Origin of the sequence: Mesorhizobium sp. M7A.F.Ca.CA.003.01.2.1 (assembly GCF_003998945.1) — a bacterium.
Lineage (GTDB): Bacteria > Pseudomonadota > Alphaproteobacteria > Rhizobiales > Rhizobiaceae > Mesorhizobium > Mesorhizobium ciceri.
In genome coordinates this window covers 1-8,432 of the sequence record NZ_RZRA01000120.1, presented here as the reverse complement: position 1 = coordinate 8,432, position 8,432 = coordinate 1, and the positions used below count along the sequence as shown (strand labels likewise).

Here is an 8,432-nt window from a genome sequence, read left to right as displayed (position 1 = left end):
TTTCGATTGGCGCGAGCCGGGCTGCTCGATGTGCCTGGCCATGAACGACGACCGGCTGAAGCCGCATGAACGCTGCGCCTCGACTTCGAACCGCAATTTCGAGGGCCGGCAAGGCTTCAAGGGCCGCACCCATCTGGTGTCGCCGGCGATGGCGGCCGCGGCGGCGATCGCCGGCCACTTCGTCGACATTCGCGAGTGGAAGTAGTCCAGACTTGAACGGACCCGAGCCGCACCCGGCTCGGGTCAACGCTTCCCGTCGCGGCGGACGAGTTCGTGGAACTCCTCGCGGCGTCCGGGCTGTTCGGCCGCGACCACAAGCGCAAGCTGTTGTTCTTCGAAGAGCTTGAACCATTCGTCCCATTCGACGAGTTCATAGCCCCCCGCATTGAGCGGCCGTTCAGGCTGGTCCTGATCCTGATAGGCGTGCTGGCCGAAGACCAGCCTCAACATGGGCTGCGTCCCCGCTTCGGGCGAGATGTCGACGATTGCGGGAAAGCCGGCGCGCCCGGCAGCCCACGAGCGGATCGCATCGTGGTCGGTCAGTGTGATTGTGTCGGCCATCGGTCGCTCCAGATTGTCAACGAAGGAACGCTGACCGGAGACGGCGGTTCCCTGACATTATTTTGAGATGGCGGTCCTGCTTGCGGCGAGGCTTAACCGCTTGTTTGGGCTTGCCCTCTAAGCTCTTCCCCGACGTAAGCGAGGGGAAGTCATAGTCGTTTGGACACGGGTCTGCTCATAGCGCTGCTTAACCCGACGATCGCGCTGGCGCTCGGCGCGGCGTTCCTCGTGCTATGGTCCTATCAGCGCCACCGCCCCTATCTGGCCGTGCTGGCGCTCAGCTACAGTCTCTCGGCGGTGGGCTTCCTGCTTCAGTATTTCACCTTGCCGATCGGCATGCCGCTGACCAAGCTGGTGTCGAACATCTGCTTCAGCATCGCCGGCTGCTGCCTGGCCGGCGCCATCGTCCACCGCTATGGCCGCAAGGTGCCCTATGTGGGGATCGGCGCGCTGGCCTGCGGGGGACTGGCGTCGTTCTGCTGGTTCCTGTTCATCGCGCCGGATCTCACCTGGCGCATCCTGGCGATGAACTTCGCTTTCGGCGGTATCAGCCTTCTGGTTGCCGCCGAACTGCGCCCGGTGCGCAACAACGGCCCGACCGAGAAAATCCTGTTCGTGCTGTCGCTGCTGTCGGGCGTCAACTTCTTCGTGCGCACCCTTATCGTCGTCATCGCGCACGGGCCCTTCACGAGCTATGACGGGTTCTATGGCTCGTCCTACTGGACGACGGCGCTGCTGTCGCACGCGCTGCTGTCGCTGCTTATCGCGCTGTGCCTGTTTTCCGCCGCGGCACTCGACGTGTTGAAGGCGTTGAAGACCGAGACCTTTACCGACCCCCTGTCGGGCCTGCTCAACCGGCGTGGCTTCGAGGAGCGCGGCATGCTGCTCTTGCGGCACTGCGCCTCGGCGCGGTTCCCGGTCGCGTTGGTGCTGGCCGACCTCGATCATTTCAAGGCGCTCAACGATGTGCATGGGCATGGGGCGGGCGATCGCGTGATTGCCGATTTCGCCGCCAAGCTTCGGTCGGCGGCCGGCGCGCGCGGTGTTGCCGGGCGTATCGGCGGCGAGGAATTCGCCGTGCTGCTGCCACTCAGCGATCTTGCCGCGGCACGGCTGTTCGCCGAAGCGGTGCGCACGGTCTATTCGGCCGGCCATGTCGACGGGCTTCCCCAGGGAACGAAGGTGACGGCAAGCTTCGGCGTGGCGGCCCGCAGCGGTGACGAGGCGCTGGAGCCGCTGATGCGCCGTGCCGACGATGCGCTCTACAAGGCCAAGAAGAACGGCCGCGACAGTGTACGCCTGTCCTATGAGCGGCCGGAAACGGCGTTCCTGCCGGAGCCGCTCAAGACCGGCTGAATCCTGGCCGGCCAGGACGTTAACGTCTTCTTCGCCCGTCGATGATTAGCTGTCGGCGCGGGTGCGGGAGAACATGAGCGGCGCCAACTTCATCCTGTTGATCAATCTGTCGGTTGCCGGCCTGCTGGCGGCCTGCTTCATGGCGGTCGCCTTCCACGATGTCGGCCGGGCGCCGGCGCGCTGGCTGGCATTTGGCTATCTGCTGGGCATGGCCTATTCGGCCATCGAATTCTCCATTCCCGCTTTTGCCGACGCGCGGCTCCCGGTCGTTGCCGCCTTCGCGGTCTTCCTTGCCGCCACCATTGCGTTCAATGGCGGGCTTGCCCGCAAATACGGCGTGGCGCCGCCCTGGAAGGCGATGCTGTTTTTCCTGTTGGCCACCACCATAGCTGTGTATTTCGTACAGGACCTGCCCCGCCAGTCGCTGATCCGCATCATGGCTTACCAGCTTCCCTATGCGGTCATGCAGTTCATCGGGCTGGCCATCGTCTGGTCATCGAGGCAAAAGCTTGCCCGTCTCGATCGCATATTGATGGCCGTGCTGGCGGCGAGCGGCCTGCAGTTTGCCTCCAAGCCATTCATCGCCCATGCGCTCGGCGGCTGGGGCGCCAATCCGCAAGCCTATCTGCAAAGCAACTACGCGCTGGTGTCGCAATCGCTCGGCACTGTCTTTGCGCTGGCGCTGGCGCTGCTGATGCTGGCCATCCTGGTTCGCGACGTGCTTGCCGAAGTGACGTCGAAGTCGGAGACGGACACGCTTTCGCGCCTGCTCAATCGCGGCGGCTTCACCCGCCATGCCGAACTGGCGGTGCTTGGCGCCCTGCGGCAAGGCGTGCCGGTCGCGCTGGTCATAGCCGATCTCGATCATTTCAAGAGCGTCAACGACAGCTTCGGCCATGCGTCCGGCGACCGGGTGATCGAGACTTTTGCAGGCTTCCTGCGTGAAGCCGCCGCCGCGCATCACGTTGCCGGCCGCATTGGCGGCGAGGAGTTCGCCATCATCCTGCCGGGAACCAACCTTGCCGCGGCGCGGCTGTTCGCCGAGGGGACGCGCAGCGCCTTCGGCGCGCTGCCCATAGACGGACTGCCGGCTGACAACCGCTGCACCGCGAGCTTCGGCGTCGCCGAACTCCATGCGAGCGAAGACTTTGCCGATCTGATGCGGCGGGCCGACCAGGCGCTCTATCAGGCGAAGAATGCCGGGCGCGATTGCGTGCGCGTCTCCGTCGGGCCTGCCGGCAATTGGTCGTCAGCCGGAACGGAAGCTAACGGCAGGGGCTGAGTTCGGGCATCTCGCCGTCGGAGAGGCCGTACATATAGGAGCGGCCCTTCACCAGCACCGGCGGCCGGTAGCAATCGCTATAACCGCCGATTTCGTCGGCTTCGTTCTCGTAGATCACCTTGGGCTGGCCGGCGCTGGTGTAGTCGGAGAGCTGCTTGGCCAGCCTGCCTTGGCCGACGATGATGCGCTTGTAGCCGGCGGCGCTGTCGACGACGAGGTTGCCGAAGGAATCGGCGTAGACGCGATCCTGATGCCGTGCGCCGGCAAGCGCTGGCGCTGCAAGGCCGGCGACCGAGGCTGCTACGACGAGCGCCGCAAGGCGCGATTTGCCCGAATTCGAACGCATGGCGTCCTCCGTGTCTTGAGGGAAAGCCTCCTCGAATCAGAAATTAACGGTTTCTTAACCTTTGTTAAGAGGCCGGCGCGTTTGGCGGCGATGTCTCGGTAAACATGGTTAATATCCGTTAATATCCGACTGGATGGAAAACCCGGTGGCCATCATTCGGCCATGCTTGGCCGCACCATCGCGGCGGCGTCCGCCTTGGCGTCGGGACGATCGTGATCTGGACAAAGCATCGTGGCCGCTTGCCGCGCGGGAGGACAGCATATGGCGCTACGCCGGCCGATTTGGGTGTCCGTTTTCCCGTTGCTCGGTGTCGTCGCTGCCTGTGTGCCGCAAGACAGCGCGCCGAAGGCAGCCAATACCGTCGTCGTCTCACCTGCGCCGGCCCAGCAGTCCGTCGCAGCCGCGGTGCCTCCGGCAGCTGCACCCAAGATCATCACCGACCTTACCGCGCCGCGACCAGGCATAGGCACGGCCACCTATAGATGCGGCAACAACGGTATGATTTTCATCCAAAATCTAGGCACGTCGTTGCGTGTGGTCGGGTCCGACGGCGCGACCGAGGAGTTTGCGGCGTCGCCTGCCAACCAGAGCAGCCGCTACCAGGCGGCCACGCATGACGCAATCGTGATCGACGGGCGCGAGGCGCTGGTGATGAAGAAGGGATCGACGCCGCAGACCTGCAAACGCTGACGCCAGTCTCACCACCGCTGGGCCCTGGAGCCAGATATGTTGCACTGCAGCGATATCGAGCCGGCTTCAGGCCTTCCCAGCCTAATCGATTGAAGCCAAAGCCCGCCTTTTAGTCAGACTAAATTACGTTTTCGAAACGGTTTTCTGGCTTTGACGCGGTGCAAAAAGAGCATTAGAAACCGGCTGTCCGAAGTCGCAACCGGAAGCGGCAATGCCGCATTTCCACCTGAGGCTCCAGAGAGACGCCGAACTGGGGGAGCCATGAGCAAATCACCAGCCACCCGCGAATTTGCCAGACGTGAACGGCCGATTTCGCCGCACCTCACCGTGTACCGGCCGCCGATCACCATGACGATGTCGATCATTCACCGCATCACCGGCGGCGCGCTGTATTTCGGCACGCTGCTGGTCGCCCTGTGGCTGATGGCGGCGGCAAGCTCGCAGGCGACCTTCGATTGGGCCAATTCGGCCTTCGGCACCTGGCTCGGCCGGATCATCCTGTTCGGCTACACCTGGGCGCTGATGCATCATATGCTGGGCGGCGTACGGCACCTCATCTGGGACACGGGCGCGGGCCTGGAAAAGCATACCGCCTCGAAGATCGCCTGGGCGACGCTGGCCGGCTCGATCCTGCTCACGCTGCTGATCTGGATCGCCGGCACCATGGCGCGGGGAGCTTGATGATGAGCGGCAAAAACACCGACATGCGCACGCCGCTGGCGAGGGTCCGCGGCCTCGGCTCCGCCCGCGAGGGCACCGGGCATTTCTGGCGCCAGCGCCTGACCGCGATCGCCAACATCCCGCTGATCCTGTTCTTCGTCGGTTTCCTGATCGCGCTCAACGGCGCCGACCACGAGCATGTGCGGGCAGCCCTTGCCAACCCGTTCGTGGCGCTGGTGATGGCCCTGGTGCTCATCTCCGGTCTCACCCATATGCGGATCGGCATGCAGGTGATCATTGAGGATTACGTGCATGGCGAAGGCATGAAGCTGGCGCTGATCGCGCTCAATACATTTTTCACCATAGCGGTCGGCGTCGCCTCGATCTTCGCCCTGCTCAAGCTGGCATTCGGAGGCTGAGTTGGCCAAGGACGCGAAACAAGCCAACACGGCAGGCTATACCCTTGTCGACCACAAGTTCGACGTGGTGGTCGTTGGCGCCGGCGGCGCCGGCCTGCGCGCCACGCTCGGCATGGCCGAACAGGGGCTGCGCACCGCCTGCATCAGCAAGGTGTTCCCGACCCGCTCGCACACGGTGGCGGCGCAAGGCGGCATTGCCGCCTCGCTGTCCAACATGGGTCCCGATTCCTGGCAATGGCACATGTACGACACCGTCAAGGGCTCGGACTGGCTGGGCGATGTCGACGCCATGGAATATCTGGTGCGCGAGGCGCCGGCCGCGGTCTACGAGCTCGAACATTACGGCGTGCCGTTTTCGCGCACCGAAGAGGGCAAGATCTACCAGCGGCCGTTCGGCGGCCACATGATGAACTATGGCGAAGGTCCCCCCGTGCAGCGCACCTGTGCCGCCGCCGACCGCACCGGGCATGCCATCCTGCATACGCTTTACGGCCAGTCGCTGAAGAACAATGCGCAGTTCTTCATCGAGTATTTCGCGCTCGACCTGATCATGGAGCCGGACGGCACCTGCACCGGTGTCGTCGCCTGGAACCTGGATGACGGCACCATCCACCGCTTCTCGGCCAAGATGGTGGTGCTGGCGACCGGCGGCTATGGCCGCGCCTATTTCTCGGCCACCTCGGCGCACACCTGCACCGGCGACGGCGGCGGCATGGCCGCGCGTGCCGGCTTTCCGCTGCAGGACATGGAGTTCGTGCAATTCCACCCGACCGGCATCTATGGCGCCGGCTGCCTGATCACCGAGGGTGCGCGCGGCGAGGGCGGCTATCTCGTCAATTCCGAGGGCGAGCGCTTCATGGAGCGCTACGCGCCGTCAGCCAAGGACCTTGCCTCGCGCGACGTCGTCTCGCGCTGCATGACGCTGGAGATCCGCGAAGGCCGCGGCGTCGGCAAGAACAAGGACCACATCTTCCTGCATCTCGACCATCTCGATCCCGCCGTCCTGCATGAGCGGCTGCCGGGCATTTCGGAATCGGCCAAGATCTTTGCCGGTGTCGACCTGACCAAGGAGCCGATCCCGGTGCTGCCCACGGTCCACTACAATATGGGCGGCGTGCCGACCAATTACTGGGGCGAGGTGCTCAATCCGACGGCGCTCAATCCAGACCAGGTGTCGCCCGGATTGATGGCTGTCGGCGAAGCCGGCTGCGCCTCCGTGCACGGCGCCAACAGGCTCGGTTCGAATTCGTTGATCGATCTTGTGGTGTTCGGCCGCGCGGCGGCGATCCGCGCCGGCCAGGTCATCGACCGCAAGTCGGCGATCCCTTCGCCCAACGAAGCCTCGGTCGAAAAGATCATGGACCGCTTCGACCGGCTGCGTTACGCCAACGGCTCGACACCGACGGCGGTGCTGCGTGAAAAGATGCAGAAGGCGATGCAGGAAGACGCGGCCGTATTCCGCACGCAGGAGTCGCTCGAAAATGGCTGTAAGCGCATTTCGCAGATCTGGGGCGAGTTGAAGGACATCAAAGTGTCCGACCGCTCGATGATCTGGAACTCCGATCTGGTCGAAACGCTGGAGCTGGAAAACCTGATGGCCAATGCCATCACCACGGTCTACAGCGCCGAGGCGCGCAAGGAGAGCCGTGGCGCGCACGCACGCGAGGACTTTTCGGCGCGCGACGACGCGGTCTGGCGCAAGCATACGCTGGCCAGGCTGAGCGAAGACGGCGAGGTGGCACTCTCCTACCGGCCGGTGCACACCGAGCCGCAGCTGGCTGAAAAGGACGGCGGCATCAGCCTCGCCAAGATCGCGCCCAAGGCCAGAGTGTATTGAGGATCGAACATGGTTGAACTCACGCTCCCCAAGAATTCGCAGATCAAGCCGGGCAAGACCTGGCCGAAGCCGGAGGGCGCCACCAATCTGCGGGAATACCGCATCTATCGCTGGTCGCCGGACGACGACGAGAACCCGCGCATCGATACCTATTTCGTCGACATGGACGACTGCGGGCCGATGGTGCTCGACGCGCTGCTGTGGATCAAGAACAAGATCGACCCGACGCTGACCTTGCGGCGTTCCTGCCGCGAAGGCATTTGCGGCTCCTGCGCCATGAACATCGACGGTTCCAACACGCTCGCCTGCACCAAGGGCTGCGACGACATTTCGGGCGCGGTAAAAGTCTACCCGCTGCCGCATATGCAGGTGGTCAAGGATCTGGTGCCCGACCTCACCAATTTCTACGCCCAGCACGCGTCGATCCAGCCTTGGCTGAAGACGGTGTCGCCGGAGCCGGCCAAGGAGTGGCTGCAGAGCCATGAGGACCGCGAGAAGCTCGACGGGCTCTATGAATGCATATTGTGCGCCTGCTGCTCGACCTCGTGCCCGAGCTATTGGTGGAACGGCGACCGCTATCTCGGCCCGGCAACGCTTCTGCAGGCCTATCGCTGGCTGATCGATAGCCGCGACGAGGCCACCGGCGAGCGGCTCGACAATCTCGAAGACCCGTTCCGGCTCTATCGCTGCCACACCATCATGAACTGCGCGCAGACCTGCCCCAAAGGCCTCAACCCGGCCAAGGCGATCGCGGAGATCAAGAAGATGATGGTGGAGAGAAGGGTTTAGGCGGTTGGTTGGTTGCCGGCGAGAGTAATCCAATGAGCGATGACCTTCCCATCCTTTCCCCTGTGGAAGCTCGCATTCTCGGCTGCCTGATCGAGAAGAAGGAGCTGACGCCGGATGTCTATCCGCTGACGCTCAACGCGGCACTGGCCGCCGCCAACCAGAAGACGGCGCGCGAGCCGGTGATGGCGCTGGAGCAGAGCGAGGTGCACCGGGGGCTGAAGCTGCTCGAACAAAAGGGGCTGGTGCGGCAGATGTTCGGTTCGCGTGTCGAGCGCTACGAGCACCAGATGGCGCAGCGCTTCTCGCTGACCACACCGCAGACCGCCTTGATCGGCTTGCTGTTGCTGCGCGGGCCGCAGACGGCCCATGAATTGTCGGCGCGCACCGAGCGCATGGCACGGTTTTCGTCGATCGAAGATTTGCGCGCCGAGCTCGACATGCTGATGGGCCGCCGACCGCCACTCATCCAGGAAATCCCACGCGGACCGGGCC

The 8,432-nt window shown here is 64.0% G+C and carries 11 protein-coding genes; 9 read left to right on the top strand and 2 right to left on the bottom strand.

The annotated features are described in order from the left end of the window. Positions 1 to 205, top strand: a 205-nt coding sequence (locus EN969_RS07700) for an aconitase family protein (RefSeq protein WP_245467424.1), incomplete at its 5' end; no start/stop codon positions are given. Between the two features lie 38 nt (positions 206 to 243). Here EN969_RS07700 and EN969_RS07695 read toward each other — a convergent pair. Next, positions 244 to 561, bottom strand: a complete 318-nt coding sequence (locus EN969_RS07695; RefSeq protein WP_013528869.1) for a hypothetical protein — start codon at positions 559 to 561, stop codon at positions 244 to 246. 159 nt (positions 562 to 720) lie between these two features. Here EN969_RS07695 and EN969_RS07690 point away from each other — a divergent pair, with 159 nt between their 5' ends. Together EN969_RS07690 and EN969_RS07685 are read left to right on the top strand one after the other, a co-directional pair. Continuing rightward, positions 721 to 1,917 carry a GGDEF domain-containing protein gene (locus tag EN969_RS07690; RefSeq protein WP_063169532.1) on the top strand — a complete coding sequence of 399 codons (1,197 nt, stop codon included), beginning with the start codon at positions 721 to 723 and terminating at the stop codon, positions 1,915 to 1,917. A 73-nt stretch (positions 1,918 to 1,990) separates the two neighbouring features. Then, a complete protein-coding gene (locus EN969_RS07685; RefSeq protein ID WP_063169531.1) occupies positions 1,991 to 3,199 on the top strand; it encodes a GGDEF domain-containing protein in 1,209 nt (402 codons plus the stop codon). On the opposite strand, the gene EN969_RS07680 is transcribed toward EN969_RS07685, so the two are convergent. Continuing rightward, positions 3,183 to 3,545: a hypothetical protein gene (locus EN969_RS07680; protein WP_024504989.1), complete on the bottom strand. Its 363-nt coding sequence runs from the start codon at positions 3,543 to 3,545 to the stop codon at positions 3,183 to 3,185. The two genes, EN969_RS07685 and EN969_RS07680, sit on opposite strands and share 17 nt — an antisense overlap. A gap of 261 nt (positions 3,546 to 3,806) precedes the next feature. On the opposite strand from EN969_RS07680, the gene EN969_RS07675 reads away from it, so the two are divergent. The 6 genes from EN969_RS07675 to EN969_RS07650 form a co-directional block, all read left to right on the top strand. After that, positions 3,807 to 4,235: a hypothetical protein gene (locus EN969_RS07675; protein ID WP_063169530.1), complete on the top strand. Its 429-nt coding sequence runs from the start codon at positions 3,807 to 3,809 to the stop codon at positions 4,233 to 4,235. A gap of 261 nt (positions 4,236 to 4,496) precedes the next feature. Beyond that, positions 4,497 to 4,916: a succinate dehydrogenase, cytochrome b556 subunit gene (gene sdhC, locus EN969_RS07670; protein WP_063169529.1), complete on the top strand. Its 420-nt coding sequence runs from the start codon at positions 4,497 to 4,499 to the stop codon at positions 4,914 to 4,916. Positions 4,917 to 4,918: 2 nt separating this feature from the next. After that, the gene (gene sdhD, locus EN969_RS07665) at positions 4,919 to 5,314 is read left to right on the top strand and encodes a succinate dehydrogenase, hydrophobic membrane anchor protein (protein WP_013528875.1); all 396 of its coding nucleotides are present in this window, start codon (positions 4,919 to 4,921) and stop codon (positions 5,312 to 5,314) included. Position 5,315: 1 nt separating this feature from the next. Next, a complete protein-coding gene (gene sdhA, locus EN969_RS07660; RefSeq protein ID WP_063169528.1) occupies positions 5,316 to 7,151 on the top strand; it encodes a succinate dehydrogenase flavoprotein subunit in 1,836 nt (611 codons plus the stop codon). A gap of 9 nt (positions 7,152 to 7,160) precedes the next feature. Continuing rightward, positions 7,161 to 7,940 (top strand): succinate dehydrogenase iron-sulfur subunit, encoded by a 780-nt coding sequence (locus tag EN969_RS07655; RefSeq protein ID WP_013528877.1) that lies wholly within the window; start codon positions 7,161 to 7,163, stop codon positions 7,938 to 7,940. Between the two features lie 32 nt (positions 7,941 to 7,972). After that, positions 7,973 to 8,432, top strand: a 460-nt coding sequence (locus EN969_RS07650; RefSeq protein ID WP_164758173.1) for a DUF480 domain-containing protein, incomplete at its 3' end; no start/stop codon positions are given.

Excerpts from the sequence above, each read along its gene's own strand:
- EN969_RS07695 (WP_013528869.1), bottom strand. The coding sequence starts at position 561 with ATGGCCGACACAATCACACTGACCGACCACGATGCGATCCGCTCGTGG.
- EN969_RS07685 (WP_063169531.1), top strand. The coding sequence starts at position 1,991 with ATGAGCGGCGCCAACTTCATCCTGTTGATCAATCTGTCGGTTGCCGGC.
- EN969_RS07680 (WP_024504989.1), bottom strand. The coding sequence starts at position 3,545 with ATGCGTTCGAATTCGGGCAAATCGCGCCTTGCGGCGCTCGTCGTAGCA.
- EN969_RS07675 (WP_063169530.1), top strand. The coding sequence starts at position 3,807 with ATGGCGCTACGCCGGCCGATTTGGGTGTCCGTTTTCCCGTTGCTCGGT.
- sdhC (WP_063169529.1), top strand. The coding sequence starts at position 4,497 with ATGAGCAAATCACCAGCCACCCGCGAATTTGCCAGACGTGAACGGCCG.
- sdhD (WP_013528875.1), top strand. The coding sequence starts at position 4,919 with ATGAGCGGCAAAAACACCGACATGCGCACGCCGCTGGCGAGGGTCCGC.
- EN969_RS07655 (WP_013528877.1), top strand. The coding sequence starts at position 7,161 with ATGGTTGAACTCACGCTCCCCAAGAATTCGCAGATCAAGCCGGGCAAG.